Below are 19,651 nucleotides of genomic sequence, written 5' to 3' on the forward strand. Positions count from 1 at the left end.
AAGGGACCGGTATGCGGATTCCAGCTGAATGAATCATGGGAGATTGAACGAATGGATCGATATAAAGGTGCAGTCTATACGGCGCTTTCCGCAATTATTTTTGGTTTCACACCGATTTTTGCCAGGCTTGCTTACGACGGCGGCGCGAACGGCATCACTGTGACCTTCCTGCGGGCGGCCCTGTCGCTGCCGATCCTGTATGTGATCCTGCGCATGAAGAAGGTACCGGTCGCGGTGAATGAGCGGGAGTTCAAAAGCCTTGCGCTAGTGGGGATACTCGGTTCCGCGCTCACGACGATCACCCTTTACGCTTCCTACAGCTTCATTTCGGTCGGAATGGCCACCACCATCCATTTCATCTACCCGGTGCTGACCGCATTGAGCTGCATTCTGTTTTTCAAAGAGCGGATCGACAAATGGAAGGCGTTGGCGCTTATACTGGCCACGGCCGGCGTACTTTTCTTCATGGACCGCTCGTCCTCCGCCGCGTTTATTGGGATCGTTTTGGCAGTGGTTTCCGGTTTTGCCTATGCCTTTTATGTCGTGGGGGTTGATAAGACCGGCCTCAAGGACATGTATTATTTTAAGCTGTCATTTTATCTGTGCATCTGTACCGGCGCCAGCGCGGGACTGTTCGGCTTGGCAACCGGCAGCCTGACCCTGTTCGAGATGACGCCGCTTGCCTGGTTTTACAGCTTTTTGGTGTCCATTTTCGTATCGATCGGCGCGTTGGCGCTTTTCCAGTTGGGTATCCGGTATATCGGGGCCTCGACCGCGGGAATCCTTTCCACTTTAGAGCCGATCACCAGCGTGATCCTGGGGGTTTTGATCCTGCATGAGGAACTCTCCTGGGCAAAGCTGGCGGGGTGTATCCTGATCATTCTGGGTATCCTGCTCATCACCGTTTCTCAGGCGCGGTCGCCGTTGCTCAAAGAGATCCATGTGGAGCCGGTCGAAGAAACTGAATAAAACTTAAAAAATACCATCTGTTTTTTACAGATGGTATTTTTTGTTGCGTAAATAACAGATGTATGGGGAATTTCATGTTATTTTCGTTCCGGGCGCAGCGCGTATTCAAGCTCCTCCTGACTGGCGAGCAGACCACGCACACGTTCTGCAAATTCCCGCTGCAATTTGAGCGGCGGAAGAATATAGGAGAGTTCAAGCAGATCGGCCTGGGAAATCTGCGGCGAACAGGAACCGTACTTGAGGCTGTTAAAATCCATATGCCGCATCAGGCAGAGCAGGAAAGTCCGATCGATCTCCTGCTTGAGCGTATCAAGATAAAAGGCGTTTTCATCGATCCAGCAGGGCTCGCTGACCCGGCGCACCGACCCGCAGTAGGTGCCGACCCGTCCGATGATGAACAGGGCGGATTCGGGTCCCGCGAAAGCGCTGCCGGTCCAGCCTTTGACACCGTTTCCACCATAGACCGGAAAATCCCTGCCGGGGCTGTCTTTGGGCAGGCGGCGGCCGGAACGCAGGCTGAACAGCATATGCCCCTCGGCGGTGGGCCATTCGGTTTTGCCTTCAAACATTTCACAGAAGATCTGTTCCATCAGCGCCTGGCAGTCGCGGCAGAGCTTCCGCAGCTGCGCGCGCCGTTCCTTGAGATGCTTATCGGGCGCGGGCGGATCGCCAAAAAAGCTGAGCTGGACATTGTCCTGCTGCGCCGCTTGGGGAGATATCTGCTGCAATGCACGGATTTGCGCGTACAGCTCTGTTTCTGAGATTGCGCCGGCCGGTTTCCCCTGGCGGATATAACGCGCCGGGTCAAGGCAGAACTGTTTTTTCGCAAGCGTTTCGGACGAAAGCCACAGCGCGTTCGGATCGGCGGTATCCTCCAGGAGCCGTGCTGCAAACGCCCGGAGGACGGTCTGGGTAAACCGATCGTCGAGCGGAAGGGAACGCGCGTCATACATCCAAACCGGGCCGGACGTCCCCTCGCCGGTTTTGACAAAGGACAGGACGGCGGTGTAGACGTTGGCATACGGCTGATAGGTGTGCAGCGGCAGCAGGATGACCGCTTCGAGCCGTTGGTGTTCGACCAGTTCGCGGCGCAGGGCTTTATCCATTGCGCGGGAGAGCAGACCATCCGGCACGATGGCCGCGCAGCGCCCCCCAATGGGAAGCCGTGAAATCGTGTCGTAAAGAAAGAGGGACTCCAGGCGTTTCGCGCCGTAAGGGTTGGCCGGAGGATTCTCAAATCCGGAGATTGGACCGAACGGCGGGCTCAGGAGGGCAGCGTCGGCCGCGAAGCGGGAGGTCCCGGTCACACAGGTGATCGGGAAGGGGACGAACGTCTCGTCCGTTCTCCCCGGAACGGGGTTCAGCCGCTGTGTGCCGGGCGGCGTCTGGAGCAGTCCGGCGGTGGTGAGCATAAAATCGGAGTCGCTCCGATGGATCATCCGGCTGATGACCGCATGCACCGATTCGAGCATTGCGGCGGATTCAAGCAGAAGATCCGCTGAACCGGCGGGCATATCAGGCATGGAATCCCTCCTTTAGCTTTCCTGGTTTAAGGATACCATTTTTCGACTGGGATCGCAACCGCGGGAATCGCGACAGCAACAAAAAAATACCCGCCCGGTTCAGATGCCGGACGGGAGTGCGCAGCCGGTTTCAGGGTCGAAAAGATGCAGTTTGACACAGTCGAAAAAGATGCGGAAGAAATCGCCCGGCTGGGCGGCTTCGCGCGGAGACACCCGGGCGACCAGCTTTTCGCCGCCGCAGGAGAGGTGCAGATGTTTTTCGCTTCCCATCGGTTCAACCAGCTCGATGACCGCGTTTACCGGATGTGGCGCGCTTTCGCCCGGAAACGCCGCGCTGCTATGTAAATCTTCCGGCCGGATGCCAAGGATAAGTTTTCTGCATCCGGCGTTTTCCAGTACGTGTGGTGAAAAGCGTTTTGCAGGGATCGGGAGAGCGTTTTCCCCAAAGACTGCGTAGAATTCTCCTTCCCGCTGTTCGAGCGCCGCGGGAAGGAAATTCATCTGGGGCGAACCGATGAAGCCCGCTACAAACAGGTTACAGGGATGGTCGTAAAGCGCCTGCGGAGAATCGACCTGCTGGATGAAGCCGTCCTTCATCACGACAATCCGGTCGCCCATGGTCATCGCTTCGGTCTGGTCGTGGGTGACGTAGACGAAAGTGCTTCCCAGCCGCTGGTGCAGCCGTGAGATCTCCGCGCGCATCGCGGCGCGCAGTTTCGCATCGAGGTTGCTGAGCGGTTCGTCAAGCAAAAAGACCGCTGGGTCGCGCACCATCGCGCGCCCAAGCGCGACCCGCTGGCGCTGGCCGCCGGAAAGCGCCTTTGGTTTGCGCGGGAGCAGTTCCGTGATCTCAAGCTGGCGCGCGGCATCCTCGACCCGCCTGTGGATCTCGGCTTTGGGGATTTTACGCATTTTGAGACCAAAGGCCATATTGTCATAGACAGTCATGTGCGGATAGAGTGCGTAATTTTGAAAGACCATGGCAATATCCCGGTCGCGCGGCGGCGTTTCATTCATCCGTCTGCCACCGATTGCAAGCTCGCCGCCCGAGATCTCCTCCAGTCCGGCGATCATCCGCAGGGTGGTGGATTTGCCGCAGCCGGACGGCCCGACCAGGATGATGAACTCCCGGTCTTCGATATCAAGATTAAAGTCCTGCACAGCGGCCACCCCTCCGGGATAGACCTTGCAGATATTTTGCAGTGTAACGCCTGCCATTGGATTTGTCCTCCTGCATGGTGGAATAAGTGTTGTGCATACGCCAAGGGCGGATCAGCGCTGCCGCGAACTGTGAAAAAGAGTTCCTTAAAGAATCCGCTGCGGCAGCGTCAGGACGAAACGCGCGCCGCCTCCGGGCGCATCCTCTAAGATGAGACTGCCCTTGTGCAGATGCGCGATCTCTTTTGCGATCGAAAGCCCAAGCCCATAGTGCTCCCGTTTGCTGCGCGACGCATCCGCCCGGTAGAACCGTTCAAAGACCCGCGCTTTCTGTTCATCCGGGATGCCCGGCCCATTGTCGGTGACGGTCAGGCAGACTGCCCGCCCGCAGCGCACGGCCGCAAGCTGAATTTTCCCGCCTGACGGGGTATAGCTGACGGCGTTGTCTATGAGGATCGACAGCACCTGTTCAATCCGGCTGGCGTCCCACCGGCAGCGTGGGAGCGGTTCGTCCGGCAGCATGGCGGTAATTGAGAGCCCGTGCTGCCGCGCGACGGGCTCGAACCGTTCGCTCACCGAAAGCAGCAGGGTTTCCGGTTCGACAGGGGCGGTCTCAATCGTCCAGCGATGGATATCCGCTCCCGCCAGGGTGAGCAGGTCGCCGGTCAGCCGGGAGAGGCGAGTGCATTCGCTTTCGATGGTGCGCGCAAACCGGCGCGCTTCCTCGAGCGGCGCCGACTGGATCGCGCCTGCGCTCGCCTGCATCACCGCGAGCGGAGAGCGCAGCTCGTGCGAGGCGGCGGAAACAAATTCGTCCTGCCTGCGGCGGTTCTCCTCCACCGGTCGGATCGCCCGGGCGGTGAATACCCAGGCGAACAGGCCGAGGCAAAGGATTGCGGCCGCGGTGAAGCCGGCGAAAATCCAGCAGAGGTTTTGGATCTGAAGCTGTTCCTGTGTTGCGGATTTGAGCACCGTCACGCCGAGCCAGCCTTTTGCCACGGGTACGGTACAGACCGCCGCATGGTAACGGACCCCGCCCGTATCGAGTGTGAAAAGCACCTTGTCCGGCATGAGGCTTGTGGAAGGGGGCTTTGTGCAGTCGAAGCCGTAAAGCGCAAGCGCCTGTTGCTGCGCCAGGCTGGTGAGCGCTTCGCGCTGCGGGTTCTGGTAGGTATAAAGGAAGGGACGGCCGTTATCTTCCACACGGATCAACAGGCCGCCCGCTGCTTCGGTTTGGGAAAGCCAGGTGTGGTCGATGGCGGTCTGGCCTCGCAGATAGAAAAAGATCGCGTTCAGGTTGCCCTGGAACGCCTCGTCGGCACGCTGGGAGAGCTGCTGTACTGAGAAATGCAGTGAGGCCAGCGCCATGACGAGCAGCACCAGCCCGGTCACAGCGGTGCAGACAAGGGTGAGCCGCCGCCGCAGTTTTTCAAACATCGTCTTCCTCCAAACGGTATCCGACACCGCGCACGGTTGCGATCTGAAGCCCGCTGCCAACCGAGCGCAGGCGGCGGCGCAGGAAATGGATATAATTGTCGAGGTTGCCTTCCTCCACACCCGCGTCAGGACCCCAGACACGGGCCAGCAGCACGCCGCGCGGCAGCGTCTGCCCGGGATTTTTAAAAAATGTTTCCAGCAGGTCGCTTTCGCGCTTCGAGAGGGAACATTCGCCCTCCCGACCGCGCAGGAGCTTCTGCATTGGGTCAAAGTCTACGCCCGCGTAAGAGAGCGTCCCGCTCTGCTCCCATCCGCGCGGGCGCCGGCACATTGCCCGTACCCGCGCGCGCAGCTCTTCGATGGCGAACGGCTTGACGAGATAGTCGTCCGCACCCGCGTCGAGTCCTTCGACCCGCTCGCCCACGCCGCCCAGCGCGGTCACGAGCAGCACCGGCGTGCCGATGCCTTCGGCGCGCGCCTTTTTCAGAAGCGACACGCCGTCGAGCTTCGGCAGCATCCGGTCGAGTAGCACAAGGTCATGGGCGCGTTCGCGCATCCATCTGAGGCCGTCGTCCCCTTCGCGGCAGGCATCCACCGTATAGCCGTCCGCCGTCAGTGCGAATGAAACAGCCTCGCAGAGCTTTTCGTCGTCTTCAATCAGTAAAATCCGCATGCCGTCCTCCAGAAATTCCATTGCATTCTAAAGGTAAGTATACCACAGCTTTCTGGAAAGTTTCTTTAAAGCATCCCCGAAACCGGAAATCTTTTTTCCAGAAAGTTTAGAGATTCGCGTGGTATCGTTAAAACAGGGCGGGCGCGGAAACTTGCGCCAGCCTGATTTTTGGAGGTAACGACAATGAAACAGATTCTGAAACGCCTGGCGTCCGGGATGCTCGCCTGCGCCATGCTCGCGCTTACTGCCTGCGGGGGAACCGCAGACCCGTCTGGCTCTGCTCCGGAAAGCGGCGGGGACGCGGCGCAAACAGCCAAAGGGAGATATATCGAGGAGCAGATCGCGCTTCCGGAAGGTGTGGGGACCATCCGTACGATCAATCAGCTTGCGGATGGAAGCTATCGTATGGTTGCAAACGAGAACGCAGACAACAATCTCGGCCCATGGAAAATCTGGTGCAGCGCCGATAATGGCGCAAGCTGGCAGCCGGTGGATGCGCCGTATCTCGCGGCGTTTGAACAGGCATCAATCAGCTTTGCCTATTTTGCGCCGGACGGACGGCTCTATGCGAGCTATTCGATCATCACGCCGGAATTCATGGAACAGGCGATAAACGATCCGGAATCCATCACCGAATATCCGGAGGAGATTTTTGCCTATGCCGATCCGGATGCGGCCGAGCCCACCCGGCTTGATATCCCGCTGCCAGCCGATGAAAACGGTTCAGGTACCAACGCGGTCAAGGTCACGCCGGATGGCGACCTGCTGTTCGGCACCTATTTTTCGATCCACCAGGCGGACGCCGCGACCGGTGAAGTGAAGAACGTTTACGAGGGGCTGGGCGTGGTCGCGGAGGGCAATTTTGCCATCGCGGGTGAAAAGTTGCTGATTGCCGGCGCGGATAAGGTGCAGGCATACGACCTTGCGACCGGGGAGCGGCTGTCGGAGCTTTCCGCGCCGAAAGAAAGCGGCGTGGAGGACAGCGATCTCAACTGGAGCCGCCCGGCGCGGGTACTGACCGCGGCACCGGATGGTGAAACCTTTTATTATTGCGACCGAGGCGGCATCTACCGCGCGTTTGTGGACGGAAGCTCGGTGGAACGGCTGGCTGACGGCGAGCTGCTCTCGCTCGGAATGCCGTCGGTCTGGGCGAGGGGGATTTTCCGCAACGCGGACGAAAGCTTCCTCATCTGGGCGGGAGATGACAGCGGCGAGAATTTACTGCTGCACTACCGTTTTGACGCGGAAATTCCCACGGTCCCGTCGACAGAACTCAAGGTCTATTCACTTGAGGATAACAAAACAATCCGGCAGGCGATCGGCATGTTCCAGCGCAGGAACCCGGATGTGCGCGTAAATTACCAGATAGGGCTTTCCGGCGGCGAAGGGATCGCTGTTTCCGACGCGCTGCGCACACTTTCAAATGCCCTGCTCGCCGGGGATGGGCCCGATCTGCTGGTGCTCGATGGCATCCCGGTCACAAGCTATATTGAAAAAGGCGTGCTGGCCGACCTTTCCGCGCTCGCGGACCCGCTCATCGCGGACGGCAGCCTGCTTCGCAATGTGGCGGAAACCTACCGCCAGGACAGCGGGCTCTATGCGGTGCCGGCGCGGTTTTCTACGCTGATGCTGCAGGGGGACGACGGCGCGATGGCCTCGGTGAAGAACTTTGTGGATATGGTGGATTGGGTGGAAAAGCAGGAGAACCGGCAGCTCGAATGCACCGTGCCGCAGTTTTTGCTCCGCCAGTATTATCCGCAGCTCGCGCCGGGATGGTTCGGCCAAGACGGCACGCTTGACACGGCGGCCTTCTCCCGCGATCTCGAAGCGCTGGGGCGGCTTTCGAAGATCCCAGGCGCGTGGAACGAACGAATGCAGTACGACGAAAGTTATACGGACGACCTGGTGTTCAGTGCAATCTGGTGGAAAGCGAAGATGCTTTCGCTCAATGTCGGCACACTGAACGCGGTCAAGGATCTGGCGCCGCCCGACGCAGCGATTAAAGAGCGTGGGGAGGGCGGAATTGGGCTTTTCCCAAGCGAAAATGGGCCGGTATTCATGCCGCGCACCGTGCTCGGGGTGAACGCGGCGGGCAAGCAGCCTGAACTGGCGCAGGACTTTTTGCGGTTTGTCCTTTCGGAAGAGGTGCTCAGCTTCAATTTCGACGATGGAATACCGGTGAATGCGGCGGCGCTCAAAAAGAACGCCGAGAACCCCTATTCCGAAATGGACGATGGGATGTATTATTCCACAGTCACCTCGACCACCAATGAGGACGGGATTGAAACCGAACAAGTGATGGTTGAGATGCGGGTACTCTGGCCGGAGGAGAATTTTATGGATGGGATGCTCGCACAGTTCGCGGCGATCGAAACCGCTTCTCCCGTGAACCTGGTGATACGGCAGATCCTGATCGATGAGACCGCGCCTTATTTTACCGGGGAAATGACCCTTGATGAGGCGGTTTCGGCCTTCGAACAGAAGGTAAGCCTTTACTTGGCCGAATGAAACCGCGCGAAAGGAACTCTAAAAGCTTTTGCAGTATCCGCAGGCGCTGTGGGGTCCTCTTTCTGCTGCCAAGCCTTCTGGGCGTAATGATATTTGTATTAATCCCATTTATGGATGTTGTGCGGCGCTCGTTTACCTCTGCGCTCGGCGGCAATTTCGTCGGACTGCAAAACTACCGCACTGTGTTCGGGAACAAGGCGTTTTTGCTCGCGGCGGGCAACACCGCGAAATTCCTGGCGGTCTGCATGCCGCTGCTGCTGGGACTTTCGCTTCTGGTGGCGCTCATCCTCTACGGCGCGCCGGAGAAGGCCGGGCCGTTCAAGACAGCGTTTCTCATCCCGATGGCAGTGCCGGTGGCTTCGGTGGCGCTGCTCTGGCAGGTGCTGTTCGACCGGCACGGGCTGCTCAACGGCTGGATTGTTTCCCTGGGCGGGCTTCCGGCCGACTGGATGCAGGACATGCGGGCCTTCTGGGTGCTGGTTGGCAGTTATATCTGGAAAAACCTCGGTTATGATGTGGTGCTGTGGATGGCGGGGCTTGCGGGGATCAACCCGTCTCTGTTCGAGGCTGCGCGGGTGGATGGAGCGGGCAGTTTCACCGTCTTTTGGCGGATCACGCTGCCGAACCTTCTGCCGTCGCTTTACACCATTCTGGTACTGTCGCTTTTAAACGCCTTCAAGGTTTTTCGGGAAGCTTACCTTGTGGCGGGCGACTACCCGGCGGACACGATCTATCTGCTGCAGCACCTTTTCAACAACTGGTTTCGGGAACTGTCGATGGATAAGCTGGCGGCCGCCGCCGTGCTGGTGGCGGCCGCGGTGCTCATACTCATCCTGCTTTTGCAGAGGGCCTGGGAGGAGGACGCGTGATGGCGAAGCTTCGAAGATATCTGCCGCTTTCCCTGCCGCTTGCGCTTTCGCTGGCGGTGTGGCTGCCGCTTGTATTTCTGGCGGGCGGGTCGCTGATGGGTTCGCTGGAGCTTTCGGAAAACCTCGCGCCGGTGCTTTCGGACGGGGAAGGGTACGCCGCATGGGATCTTCTTCCGCGTTATCCGACTTTGCGGCCTTATGTCGAGCTGCTGTTCGATTCGCCGCAGTTCTTCGTGATGTTCTGGAATTCGGTCAAGCTCGCATGCGGCGCGCTGCTCGGGCAGCTTGTGACCGCCGTGCCGGCCGCATGGTGGTTTGCACAGTACCGCGGCCGCGTGAACCGGGGGCTGTTCACCGTCTATATCGTGCTGATGCTGATGCCGTTCCAGGTGACGATGGTTTCGAGCTACCTTGTGCTGAACGCGGTGGGGCTTTTGGACACGCACTGGAGTATTCTGCTGCCCGCGGCGTTCTCGACCTTTCCGGTCTTTCTCATCTACCGTTTTTTCAGAGCGATCCCGCGCGCAGTGATTGAATCCGCCGAAATCGACGGCGCGAACGCCTTCCAGGTATTTTGGCATATTGGGCTGCCGCTTGGCAAAGCGGGGATCGCGTCGGCGTTGGTGCTCGGTTTTCTCGAGCTCTGGAACCTGATCGAACAGCCGATGACCTTCCTTGAGACGAAAAGCCTTTGGCCGCTTTCGCTCTACCTGCCGCAGATCACGGCGGGAAAGGCGGGACTCGCGCTGGCGGCTTCGGTGGTGACGCTGCTGCCCGCGATCCTGGTGTTCCTCTATGGGCAGAGCTATCTTGAGCAGGGGATCATCGCGGCGTCGGTCAAAGAGTAAACCCACAGGGAGATTGAATTTATGGAATTTCTCAAACGCATCTGGAACCACCGCCCCTCGCCGGACAGCATGAAAACGGTCAAGGCGCGGTCGCTGCGGTCGCTTTTCGTTTTCTTTACGGTGATGCTCTGCTGTACCGTTGTTTCGCGCGCGGCGGATTCGATGACCGTCGCGCGGGTGCAGGCGCAAAAACCCAGCCGCGGCGCGATCACCCATACGGTAGAGGCTGACGGGAGGCTCGAGGCGGCGAACCAGCTCGCTGTGACAGCGCCGGAGGCGCTTGTAAAAAGCGTGGCGGTGGCCGAGGGCGACCGGGTCAAAACGGGCGATTTGCTTTTCACGTTCGACACTGCGGAGCTTGAAAAACAACTCGCGCAAAAGCGCCTTGAACTGCAAAAATTGCAGCTTGGGCTGCAAGAGCAGCAGGAGAAGGATGCACTGGCTGAAACGGAAGGCGAAACGAAACGCGAACGGGCTGAAGAGGATTTGAAACTCGCGCAGGAGAAAGCGGACCTCAACGTGCGGCAGACGGCGGAGGAGATGCGTCGTGCGCGCAAGGAGCTGCGGGACTATAACGGCTCAGTCGAGGATGATGCGGACTATGACGAGGACGAATATGATGAGGATGAGGACCCGACCTACATCGCCTTGCGTGACAGTTACCGTGAGAAGAAGCGCCAGTACGATCAGGCCCGCCACGACAAGGAGGAGCTGCTCCTCACGGCGCAGCGCGCTCTGGAGGACGCGGAAAGGGCCGAGCCCGACACCCAGGCGCGCCAGCTCGCGCTCGACTGCCAGCTAAAGCAGCTGGAAATTTCGGATATCCAGGAGTCGCTCGCGGCGAACGGAGAGGTGCTTTCCCCGGCGGATGGGATTGTCAGCGGGCTTTCTGCCGCCGTCGGAAAGCGTGCCACCGGCGAAGCGGCCGTCTATCTCACCGGTACGGGCGGACTGCGTTTTTGCGGGGAAATCTCCGCAGACGAGAAAAAATACCTGTCCAAAGGGGACCCCGTGATCTTGAGCCTGCCAGATCTGCGCCAGCCGCTGGACGGACTCAAGGTTTCGGCGGTGAAGCCGCTGAGCGGTGAAAACAACGGGCGGTTTTCCTTCACGGTGGATCTGCCGGATGGGCAGGGTGCGCTCGATATGGCCGGTTCGGCCAAGGTGCGCCAGAAATCGCAGAACTATGATCTGCTGGTGCCGCTGTCGGCCCTCTATGCCGACGGTCCGCAGACCTACCTCCTTTTGGTGCGGGAGCGGGAAACGGCACTGGGGCTTGAACAGACCGCCGAACGGGTGGATGTAACTGTACTTGAACAAAATGAATCGCAGGCGGCGGTATCAGGCGCGGTTTCGTCCGATGACCTTGTCGTAACCGATACGGATAAACCGCTTTCGTCGGGCGATCGTGTCCGCCCGCAGGGGACGGCATGAACGCGCGGGTTTTTTGCAAAGGTCTGCGCAGCGGCTTTCGCCGGGGAGTGACGCTGGCGTTGCTTCTGGTTTCGCTGTTCTGTGGGCTTCTCGGCGCGGACGGATACCGGCAGGCGGCGCTGCTGGGCGGCGGCGCAACATTTAGCTGCGAAAGCGCGCCGCTTTTGGCGGAGGATTTCCCGGCGTTTCAAAAGCTTGAACAGCGCGCTGAAAACCCGGCTGTGCTTGCCGCGTGGAGCCAACTGAACGGCCAGCGGGTGCAGAGCCCGCTCACCGGACGGGAAAGCAAAGCTGCGGTGCTCTTTTTTCGCGGGGATTCCCGGCAGGCGCTTCCGGTGGCGCAGGCGCTTTCTGATGATGACCAGACGGGCTGCCTCATTGACCGCGAGACAGCTCGTCAGCTTTTTGGCAGCGAAAACGCTGTGGGGAATGAAATCGCCTACGCACAGAAAAACTATATGGTGCGTGGGGTGTTCGGAGCCCCGGCTGGGACGATGATTCTGCGTGCGCCGGACAGCACGGCGCTTACCAGCCTGACCATTGCGGACGGCGCGCAAAGGCAGGCTTTTTTGACGCGGCACGGCCTGTCGCCGGATCTTTGGATTTCACATAAGGTTTATGCTTATGCCGCGAAATTTCTGTGCCTTACGCCGGTTGTGCTGCTGGCGGCTTGGACGCTCCAGGGACTTTTGCGCACAGTCCGGCGGCAGCGGGACTATCCGGCGCGCTGGGCGCTTTTGTTTTTCTTATCCGCAGCGGCGGTGACGCTCCTGATGCTGGGAATTTTTCAGGTGCTTCCGGTTGAATGGATTCCTTCACGCTGGTCGGATTTTTCCTTTTGGAGCGAGACCGTCTCCGTCATACGGGTTCAGGCAGTGGAATTTCTGGCGGCGCAAAAGACCAGGCAGGATCTGATTTTGCTGCGGTTTACGGGCCAGGCGGCTTGGGGAATTCTTTCAGCCGCGGCTTTGGGCGCGGCAATACGGCTTGGGGCGGGCAGATAAAAACAGCGGCCTTTCGCAAAAGAAAGGCCGCTGTTTTTGGAGAGGAAAATGATTGGGAGTTCCATGGGGCAACCACGAAATTGGGCGGGACGCATTGCTTTTTGCCGGCGTGGGGGATATAATAGACAAAACTGAAAAATAGATAAGGAGTGATCCGATCCATGGAGTTTAAAGAGGTTATCGGACACATCAACCTAGATGAAAATGCGGTATTGGAGCGCTTTTCGGGAAACCGCGCGCTGATGGAGCGGTTTATCCGAAAGTTTCCGGAAGATAAGACTTATATGGAACTGTGCGCGGCGGTGGATGCCAATGATGCGGAAGAAATTCTGCGGGCCGCTCACACGCTAAAAGGGGTTACCGCAAACCTCGGCCTTCAAATGCTTTACGCAGACTGCTCCAAAATGGTGGAAGATCTGCGTGCCGACCGCGACCAGGCGGTGCAGGAGAATTTTGCGCGAATCAGCAAAGAATATCAGTCAGTTGTCGGGTGGCTTTCCCGGTTGGGCTGACAGGAAGGAAACGGACGCAATAGAACGGGAGCGAGAACTGGTCATTCAAGGAATAGATGAAAGGGGCTGCCAACGGCGGCCCCTTTTTATTTTGTGTTTCCATCAATTCTTGACGCCCGGAAATCAGGGCTGTTCAGGAGAATGCGCCTTCCTTTTCAAATTTGGTGCGCAGAACGTTGATGGCTTTTTTTTCAATGCGCGATACATAGGAACGGGAGATATCCAATTTTTTGGCAACTTCACGCTGGGTAAGCGGACAGGTGCCGCCAAGCCCATAACGCATAATGATGATTTGCTGTTCCCTTTCATCGAGCGCGTCAGCGATGAAGGTGTGGAGCTGTTCGGATTTGATATGCAAATCAATGCAGTCAATGATATTGTCGTCCTCGGCCATGATGTCCTGCAAAGTGAGAGAATTGCCGTCTTTATCGGTGTCGATGGGGTCGCTTATGTATACGTCCTGAGCGGATTTTTTCTTGTTGCGGAAATGCATCAGGACTTCGTTTTCAATGCATCTGGAAGCATAGGTGGCAAAGCGGGTCCCTTTTTCGGATTTGAAGGTTGAGACAGCCTTGATCAGCCCAATGGTGCCGATCGAGATGAGGTCATCCTGATCCTTGAAGGCGGAGTAATATTTCTTTATTGAAGCAAGCAAAAGGAAAGATTTTAGAGGTTGGGGGGACAGGCTGCCTTCGGACTTTTTCGGAACAGGCCGGTCGGTTCGCATATGCAGAGGAAAGCTGAAACGGAAAGAGGCCTCAGTGTTCGGATGGTATAATGATTTTTAGAGATGGTTTTTAAAAATATAATTTTAGTATTGAAATACTAAAATATAGATGATATAATATCATTATTCTGAGGAAACTTTAAAAGGAGACGCGGCTATGAACAGAGGCTTCCAGGAAGCGCAGGCGTTTGACTATGCAAGTTCCGGCGAGTCCTACGCCAACCTGTACCGGGTGTGGAAAACAAAGGCGGCTTTGAAAGGACGGGAGGCGGACCCGGATACCATCTATGAAACGATGCAGTCGGTGACCGCTGATCTGGATCGCCGCTTTCCTGGAGATGCCGCGTTGTTTTATCGTCTATATCAGGCGCTGCGGGACATCCGGGCGGAAGAAATACCCGCTTATTTGAAAAATATTTCCAATGGGAAGGAACTGTATGTGCCGAAGGTGCTGTCGGCTGAATTCCAAAAACATCTCGATCGCCATATGGTGCGCCGCGTCCTGATTGCAGAGTGTGAAAAGTATGGGGACGCCATCTTTGATATGATACGCAAACACAGCGACATCCATTTTACATTGTCCTGTCAGGATGAGCAGATCTCCCGGGTCCTGCGCTGCGCCTATGAAGCCTTTTTCAATGTTTCCTTCCTCACCGCCGATATTTATTCCGATGGTTTCACAGATCAGAAATTCGACCTGATCTTTGCCGTCCCCGCGTTCGGTGTCCGCGATTTAGCGGATGGCCAGGATTTCATCTGCCGGGAACTGGATCTGGCCGCCACACAGAATCTGCTTTATCATCTGAATTTTGAGGGCGAACTGGTCATTTCCCTTCCCGCAAGGATCACCTTCGCGGGCGGCAATACGGAAATATTGCGGACCTATATCGAGAACAACTACAGGATCAAAGAAATCGCAGAACTGCCCTCGGGGCTGTTTTTTCCATACACCACGATGAACGCGTTTCTCTTTACCTTTTCAACCGGTGTGACAGACGATGTCGTTTTAAAGCGGTATATCTCTGATAAGCCTGTCCGGAAGGGTTCGTCCTGCGGAGAACTGATTCTGGATAAGGAAGTCCTCCTGTTTCGGGATGAATTCGACGAGTTGAACGGCTGGAATCTTGATATGGCGTTTTCCGAAGATGACGACGACCTGCGCCTTTTTAGGGCTTCCCCGGTCAGAAAAGCGTCGCTCAGGGATGTCGCCGCTGTGTTCCGCGGCAAAGCGGTCAAAGGGAAGTCTGAAACCGGGAAAATTGGCGTCATCAATATATCCAATATCACCGATACCGGCATTGACTACGCGGCGCTTGATTTTATCGATGAGGAAGAACGGAAAGTGGCGCGGTATATCCTGGAGGACGGGGACGTGCTGGTCACATCGCGCGGGACCACCATCAAAGCGGCCGTGTTCGAGCGGCAGCCGTTTATCTGTATCCCTTCCGCGAATTTAAATGTGATCCGCCCCCACAAGGGCCTGCGCGGCGAATATCTGAAGCTCTTCCTGGATACGCCGGCCGGCGAAAAAATGCTCCGGGGCCTACAGCGCGGATCGGGGATTATGAACATCAATTTTAACGATCTGTACGGGCTTACGGTGCCGGTTCCGCCACTGGAAACACAGGACGGGATCGTCCGGGAATACAATGCCGGGCTGTCGCTGTACCAGAAAACCGTAGCGGCAGCGGAGGAAGCCTGGCAAAACGCGCAGTCCGGGCTCCGGGCAAAAATTTACTGAAAAAAGTGGAAAGACTGAGATAAAGGATGTGAAGTGATTCGATGCGGGATACCAATATTGAAAACACGGATGGCCCCGGCGCGGACGGGATTGGGAAAAAACAGCCGGAAGAAACGACAAGCCAAAAGCTGTTCGCGCACCTGTTCGAGGCGTGCAATATCCTGCGGGGTCCGATCAACCAGGACGAGTATAAAAGCTATGTCACCCCCATTTTATTCTTCAAACGGTTGTCCGATGTGTATGATGAAGAAATGGAGGCCTTGCTGAAACATTCCGGCGGAGACGAAGAATATGCCAGATTCGCTGAAAACCACGATTTTATCATTCCGGACGGATGCCATTGGAAAGACGTTCAGGTTAAGTCTGCGGATATTGGACAGGCCATCGTAAAGGCGATGAACGGCATAGAGCGGGCGAACCCCGACACGCTGAGCGGAGTATTCAGCAGTTTTGACGACGCCAACTGGACGGATCAGGAAAAATTGTCCGATGAGCGCCTGAAAGACCTGGTGGAACACATGTCAAAAATCAAGGTCAGCAACAAGGCTTATCCCGCCGATGTTATGGGCGACAGCTATGAATACCTGATCAAGAAGTTCGCGGACCTGTCCAAAAAAAATGCCGGGGAATTCTATACCCCCCGCCCCATTGTAAAGCTGATGGTTATGCTGCTGGCTCCCCAAATTGGGGAGTCGGTATACGACCCGGCCGCGGGGACGGGCGGAATGCTCATCGGTGCGATCCACTATATGAAGGACGATAAACGCACCTATGGGAAAATCTTCGGCCAGGAAAAAAACCTTGCCACCTCCGCCATGGCGCGGATGAACCTGTTCCTGCACGGCGCGCGGGATTTCCATATCACCCAGGGGGATACGCTGCGCGCCCCGGGCTACCTGGAGGACGGCTGCCTGAAAACCTTCGACTGCGTACTTGCGAATCCTCCGTTTTCGCTGAAAAACTGGGGCGCGCAGCAGTTTGCTTCGGATCTGTACGGCCGCAACATCTGGGGTTGCCCGACCGATGCCAGTGGCGATTTTGCCTGGCTTCAGCACATGGTAAAATCCATGGACCCCGATACAGGGCGCTGTGCCGTTGTGCTTCCGCAGGGAATCCTTTTCCGCGGCGGCAAGGAGGCGGAAATCAGAAAGCAGATGGTGGAATCCGACAAGCTTGAATGCATCATCACGCTGGTGGGCGGGATTTTTTATTCCACCAACGTCTCCGCGTGCATCCTGCTTTTGAATAATCAAAAAGTTCCCGCGCACCGTGGAAAAATCTGCATGATCGATGCCTCCGGAATCTACACCCCGCAGCGGGCGCAGAACGTCATGTCTCAAACGGATATTCAGGAAATCTTTTCGCTGTATACCAGCTATACGGACGTGGTAGAGCGAGTGAAAGTGGTGGAATTGGATAAGATCCGTTCCAAAGGATACACTCTGGCAATCCAGACCTATATTGACCGGAAGGAACCGGAGACAGTCCCTCCCGAAGAGGTGCGCGAGCAGTATTTTGCGGCATTTGAAGAGGTCCGCGCGGCGGAGGACGCGTTGAAAAAGCTCCTGGTGGAAGGGGGATATGTGCATGAACCAGCGGATCACGCTTGAACAGCTGCAGACCTACCTGTGGAATTCCGCTGTGCTCCTGCGCTCAAACATCGACGCAGGAGCCTACAAACAGTATATCTTTCCGCTGCTTTTTTTTAAGCGGATCTGTGACGTGTATGATGAGGAGTGCGCGCGGGCCGCTCGCAGGAAATCCAAAAAACAGGCGCCGGAACAAAAGGAGATCCACACCTTTTTTGTGCCGGAGGGCGCCCACTGGAGAGATGTCCGCGTGGTTTCGGAAAATGTGGGCGTAGCGATCACCGAGGCGTTCCGGCGGGTGGAGGAGGCCAACCCGGCTAAATTACAGGGGATCTTTGGAGACGGCGCATGGACCAATAAACAGCGCCTGCCGGACCGCCTGCTCAAAGAGCTGATGGAGCATTTCAGCTCCCGGACGCTTTCGCTCCAGAACTGCCCGGAGGATGAACTCGGGCAGGGGTACGAATATCTCATCAAAAAATTCGCGGATGACAGCGGACACACGGCGCAGGAATTCTATACGAACCGTACCGTTGTGCACCTGATGACCGAAATGCTCAGGCCCGCCCCCGGCGAATCGATCTACGACCCGACCTGTGGGAGCGCGGGGATGCTGATTTCCGCAATCGCTTATCTCAAGGAACAGAAGAAGGAATGGCGCAGCGTGGCCGTGTACGGCCAGGAGATCAACGCGCTGACCTCCGCCATCGGCAGGATGAACCTGTTTTTGCACGGCATAAAGGACTTTGAAATCGTAAACGGCGATACCCTGGCCGCACCGGCTTTTCTGGAAGGCGAAGAGCTCAAATGCTTTGACCTGATTCTTGCAAATCCCCCCTATTCCATCAATCAATGGGACCGGGAGGCTTTCCGCAAGGACAAATATGGAAGGAATTTTCTGGGCCTGCCCCCGCAGGGCCGCGCGGATTATGCGTTTCTGCAGCATATCCTCAAAAGCCTGGACCCAAAGACTGGCAGATGCGCCGTCCTGTTCCCGCACGGCGTCCTGTTTCGCAAAGAAGAAAAAGAGATGCGTGAGCAGCTTGTCCGTAGCGACCTGCTGGAGTGTGTGATCGGGCTGGGACCAAACCTGTTTTACAATTCCCCCATGGAAGCTTGTATCGTGATCTGCCGTACGAACAAAAAGAAAAAACGGCGCGGGAGGATTTTATTTATCAATGCGGTGCGGGAGGTAAAACGCAAAAATGCCCAGAGCTTTCTGGAGGATGGGCATATCGAGCGGATTTCCGGCGCCTACCAGGATTATACGGACCAGGAAGGTTTTGCAAAGCTGGCAACGATCCCGGAAATTGAGGCGAACAAATTTTCACTGAGTATCCCGCTGTACGTCAAAGCGCCGGCGGAAGGGGCCGCATTGGATACGCGCCCGGCGCAGGAGCATTATGAATGCTGGCTCGGCTCGGCAAAACGTATGCGGGAAAGCTACGCGCAGCTGAATCAGCTGCTGGATAAAGGGGCTGAAGGCGATGGGTAAGGTATTTCTGGGGGATGTTGCCAGAGAACGCAGAGAGACCTGCCGGACAGGCGGGGAGGGCCTTGCGCGCGTGGGGCTGGAACATCTGGCGCCTGGGGAAGTCACGCTGGCCGCCTGGGAAGAAGGAACGGAAAACACCTTCACCAAAATGTTCCGCAAGGGGGACATCCTCTTCGGACGACGGCGCGCCTATTTGAAAAAGGCCGCGGTCGCGCCGTTCGACGGGATCTGTTCCGGGGATATCACGGTCATCGAAGCGATCCCAGGGAGAATCGATCCGGATTTGCTGCCGTTTGTTATTCAGAACGACGCGCTGTTTGACTTTGCAGTCGGGGGATCGGCGGGGTCCCTTTCGCCAAGGGTGAAATGGGAACATCTGCAAAACTACCGGTTCGAGCTGCCGGAGATGGAAAAACAAAAGAGGCTGGCGCAGATGTTCTGGTCGGTCGACCGCGTCAGGAAAGCTTATAAAAGGCTGCTGCAAAGCACCGATGAACTGGTCAAGGCCCGCTTCATCGAGCTGTTTGGCGTCCCGGGGAGCGACACGCACGGCTGGGGGCTCAAAACGCTGAAGGACTGCTGCCTGCTGAACCCTCAAAAGCCCAAAAAGTTCAAAAAGATCCCGCCCGAAACGCGGTGCTCCTTTGTGGCGATGCCGTCGGTCGGAGAAAAAGGGGAGCTGGACGCCTCAATCATAAGACCGTACAGTGAAGTCTGCAAAGGGTTCACCTATTTTGCGGAAAACGACGTCCTGTTCGCAAAGATCACTCCCTGTATGGAAAATGGGAAGGGCGCTGTGGCAAAGGGGCTCTGCAACAGGCTGGGCTTCGGTTCCACGGAATTTCATGTGCTGCGGCCCATCCCGGGGGTTTCGGACCCGTACTGGCTGTACGCAATCACTATTTTTGAAAAATTCAGGCGGGACGCGGAGAAGGTCATGACCGGGACCGGGGGCCAGCGGAGGGTTCCCATCTCATACCTCGCGGACTATGCGATCACCCTGCCGCCGATTGATCTGCAGGAGCGGTTCGCAGATTTTATGCGGCAGAGCGTCCGGTCGAAAGCCGAACTGCAGCAGGCGGCTTCGGATCTGGACGTGGCATACCGGAGGCTTCTCGCGGAAAATCTTGGCTGAGCGGCAAAGCTGGATGGAATGGAGGCGTT

General features: G+C 57.1%; 16 protein-coding genes. 11 read left to right on the forward strand and 5 right to left on the reverse strand.

Annotation, left to right across the window (positions count from 1 at the left end; all coding sequences use genetic code 11):
- The first annotated feature begins 51 nt into the window (after positions 1 to 51).
- Positions 52 to 969 carry a DMT family transporter gene (locus BN4275_RS10245; protein ID WP_066457692.1) on the forward strand — a complete coding sequence of 306 codons (918 nt, stop codon included), beginning with the start codon at positions 52 to 54 and terminating at the stop codon, positions 967 to 969.
- A gap of 77 nt (positions 970 to 1,046) precedes the next feature.
- Here BN4275_RS10245 and BN4275_RS10250 read toward each other — a convergent pair whose 3' ends face one another.
- The 4 genes from BN4275_RS10250 to BN4275_RS10265 all read right to left on the reverse strand — a co-directional run bounded on the left by BN4275_RS10250 (position 1,047) and on the right by BN4275_RS10265 (position 5,760).
- A complete protein-coding gene (locus BN4275_RS10250) occupies positions 1,047 to 2,492 on the reverse strand; it encodes an N-6 DNA methylase (RefSeq protein WP_066457702.1) in 1,446 nt (481 codons plus the stop codon).
- A 99-nt stretch (positions 2,493 to 2,591) separates the two neighbouring features.
- Complete coding sequence (locus BN4275_RS10255) at positions 2,592 to 3,710, reverse strand: ABC transporter ATP-binding protein (protein ID WP_066457705.1); 1,119 nt, start codon at positions 3,708 to 3,710, stop codon at positions 2,592 to 2,594.
- Positions 3,711 to 3,797: 87 nt separating this feature from the next.
- Entirely contained in the window at positions 3,798 to 5,087 is a 1,290-nt protein-coding gene (locus BN4275_RS10260) for a sensor histidine kinase (RefSeq protein WP_066457708.1), read from the reverse strand.
- Entirely contained in the window at positions 5,080 to 5,760 is a 681-nt protein-coding gene (locus tag BN4275_RS10265) for a response regulator transcription factor (protein WP_066457712.1), read from the reverse strand. The genes BN4275_RS10260 and BN4275_RS10265 overlap by 8 nt, the downstream gene beginning before the upstream one ends.
- Before the next feature lie 183 nt (positions 5,761 to 5,943).
- On the opposite strand from BN4275_RS10265, the gene BN4275_RS10270 reads away from it, so the two are divergent.
- The 6 genes from BN4275_RS10270 to BN4275_RS10295 all read left to right on the forward strand — a co-directional run bounded on the left by BN4275_RS10270 (position 5,944) and on the right by BN4275_RS10295 (position 12,935).
- The gene (locus BN4275_RS10270) at positions 5,944 to 8,268 is read left to right on the forward strand and encodes an ABC transporter substrate-binding protein (protein WP_066457714.1); all 2,325 of its coding nucleotides are present in this window, start codon (positions 5,944 to 5,946) and stop codon (positions 8,266 to 8,268) included.
- A gap of 86 nt (positions 8,269 to 8,354) precedes the next feature.
- On the forward strand, positions 8,355 to 9,137 hold the full coding sequence (locus tag BN4275_RS10275) for a carbohydrate ABC transporter permease (protein WP_341423432.1): 783 nt from the start codon (positions 8,355 to 8,357) through the stop codon (positions 9,135 to 9,137).
- On the forward strand, positions 9,137 to 9,985 hold the full coding sequence (locus BN4275_RS10280) for a carbohydrate ABC transporter permease (protein WP_066457718.1): 849 nt from the start codon (positions 9,137 to 9,139) through the stop codon (positions 9,983 to 9,985). The genes BN4275_RS10275 and BN4275_RS10280 overlap by 1 nt, the downstream gene beginning before the upstream one ends.
- Before the next feature lie 21 nt (positions 9,986 to 10,006).
- Entirely contained in the window at positions 10,007 to 11,419 is a 1,413-nt protein-coding gene (locus BN4275_RS10285) for an efflux RND transporter periplasmic adaptor subunit (RefSeq protein ID WP_066457719.1), read from the forward strand.
- Complete coding sequence (locus tag BN4275_RS10290) at positions 11,416 to 12,423, forward strand: ABC transporter permease (protein WP_066457722.1); 1,008 nt, start codon at positions 11,416 to 11,418, stop codon at positions 12,421 to 12,423. Before BN4275_RS10285 ends, BN4275_RS10290 begins: the two co-directional genes overlap by 4 nt.
- A gap of 161 nt (positions 12,424 to 12,584) precedes the next feature.
- On the forward strand, positions 12,585 to 12,935 hold the full coding sequence (locus BN4275_RS10295) for an Hpt domain-containing protein (RefSeq protein ID WP_066457724.1): 351 nt from the start codon (positions 12,585 to 12,587) through the stop codon (positions 12,933 to 12,935).
- A gap of 133 nt (positions 12,936 to 13,068) precedes the next feature.
- Here the strand turns inward: BN4275_RS10295 and BN4275_RS10300 are convergent, their stop codons facing one another.
- A complete protein-coding gene (locus tag BN4275_RS10300; protein WP_341423433.1) occupies positions 13,069 to 13,590 on the reverse strand; it encodes a sigma-70 family RNA polymerase sigma factor in 522 nt (173 codons plus the stop codon).
- 229 nt (positions 13,591 to 13,819) lie between these two features.
- Between BN4275_RS10300 and BN4275_RS10305 the strand changes: the two genes are divergently transcribed.
- The 4 genes from BN4275_RS10305 to BN4275_RS10320 are packed head-to-tail and all read left to right on the forward strand — an operon-like array spanning position 13,820 to position 19,622.
- Complete coding sequence (locus BN4275_RS10305) at positions 13,820 to 15,403, forward strand: restriction endonuclease subunit S (RefSeq protein WP_066457726.1); 1,584 nt, start codon at positions 13,820 to 13,822, stop codon at positions 15,401 to 15,403.
- A 41-nt stretch (positions 15,404 to 15,444) separates the two neighbouring features.
- Complete coding sequence (locus tag BN4275_RS10310) at positions 15,445 to 17,013, forward strand: type I restriction-modification system subunit M (RefSeq protein ID WP_079988212.1); 1,569 nt, start codon at positions 15,445 to 15,447, stop codon at positions 17,011 to 17,013.
- A complete protein-coding gene (locus BN4275_RS10315; RefSeq protein ID WP_066457728.1) occupies positions 16,991 to 18,487 on the forward strand; it encodes a type I restriction-modification system subunit M in 1,497 nt (498 codons plus the stop codon). The genes BN4275_RS10310 and BN4275_RS10315 overlap by 23 nt, the downstream gene beginning before the upstream one ends.
- Positions 18,480 to 19,622 (forward strand): restriction endonuclease subunit S, encoded by a 1,143-nt coding sequence (locus BN4275_RS10320; RefSeq protein ID WP_066457731.1) that lies wholly within the window; start codon positions 18,480 to 18,482, stop codon positions 19,620 to 19,622. Before BN4275_RS10315 ends, BN4275_RS10320 begins: the two co-directional genes overlap by 8 nt.
- Positions 19,623 to 19,651: the final 29 nt, after the last annotated feature.

The sequence above is a fragment of the Anaerotruncus rubiinfantis genome, assembly GCF_900078395.1.
GTDB lineage: Bacteria > Bacillota > Clostridia > Oscillospirales > Ruminococcaceae > Anaerotruncus > Anaerotruncus rubiinfantis.

Bases quoted from the DNA above. Each gene is read 5' to 3' on its own strand.
- BN4275_RS10310 (WP_079988212.1), top strand. From the start codon at position 15,445: ATGCGGGATACCAATATTGAAAACACGGATGGCCCCGGCGCGGACGGG.
- BN4275_RS10260 (WP_066457708.1), bottom strand. From the start codon at position 5,087: ATGTTTGAAAAACTGCGGCGGCGGCTCACCCTTGTCTGCACCGCTGTG.
- BN4275_RS10250 (WP_066457702.1), bottom strand. From the start codon at position 2,492: ATGCCTGATATGCCCGCCGGTTCAGCGGATCTTCTGCTTGAATCCGCC.
- BN4275_RS10315 (WP_066457728.1), top strand. From the start codon at position 16,991: ATGAACCAGCGGATCACGCTTGAACAGCTGCAGACCTACCTGTGGAAT.
- BN4275_RS10270 (WP_066457714.1), top strand. From the start codon at position 5,944: ATGAAACAGATTCTGAAACGCCTGGCGTCCGGGATGCTCGCCTGCGCC.
- BN4275_RS10265 (WP_066457712.1), bottom strand. From the start codon at position 5,760: ATGCGGATTTTACTGATTGAAGACGACGAAAAGCTCTGCGAGGCTGTT.
- BN4275_RS10290 (WP_066457722.1), top strand. From the start codon at position 11,416: ATGAACGCGCGGGTTTTTTGCAAAGGTCTGCGCAGCGGCTTTCGCCGG.
- BN4275_RS10305 (WP_066457726.1), top strand. From the start codon at position 13,820: ATGAACAGAGGCTTCCAGGAAGCGCAGGCGTTTGACTATGCAAGTTCC.
- BN4275_RS10255 (WP_066457705.1), bottom strand. From the start codon at position 3,710: ATGGCAGGCGTTACACTGCAAAATATCTGCAAGGTCTATCCCGGAGGG.
- BN4275_RS10245 (WP_066457692.1), top strand. From the start codon at position 52: ATGGATCGATATAAAGGTGCAGTCTATACGGCGCTTTCCGCAATTATT.
- BN4275_RS10280 (WP_066457718.1), top strand. From the start codon at position 9,137: ATGGCGAAGCTTCGAAGATATCTGCCGCTTTCCCTGCCGCTTGCGCTT.
- BN4275_RS10275 (WP_341423432.1), top strand. From the start codon at position 8,355: ATGATATTTGTATTAATCCCATTTATGGATGTTGTGCGGCGCTCGTTT.
- BN4275_RS10320 (WP_066457731.1), top strand. From the start codon at position 18,480: ATGGGTAAGGTATTTCTGGGGGATGTTGCCAGAGAACGCAGAGAGACC.
- BN4275_RS10285 (WP_066457719.1), top strand. From the start codon at position 10,007: ATGGAATTTCTCAAACGCATCTGGAACCACCGCCCCTCGCCGGACAGC.
- BN4275_RS10295 (WP_066457724.1), top strand. From the start codon at position 12,585: ATGGAGTTTAAAGAGGTTATCGGACACATCAACCTAGATGAAAATGCG.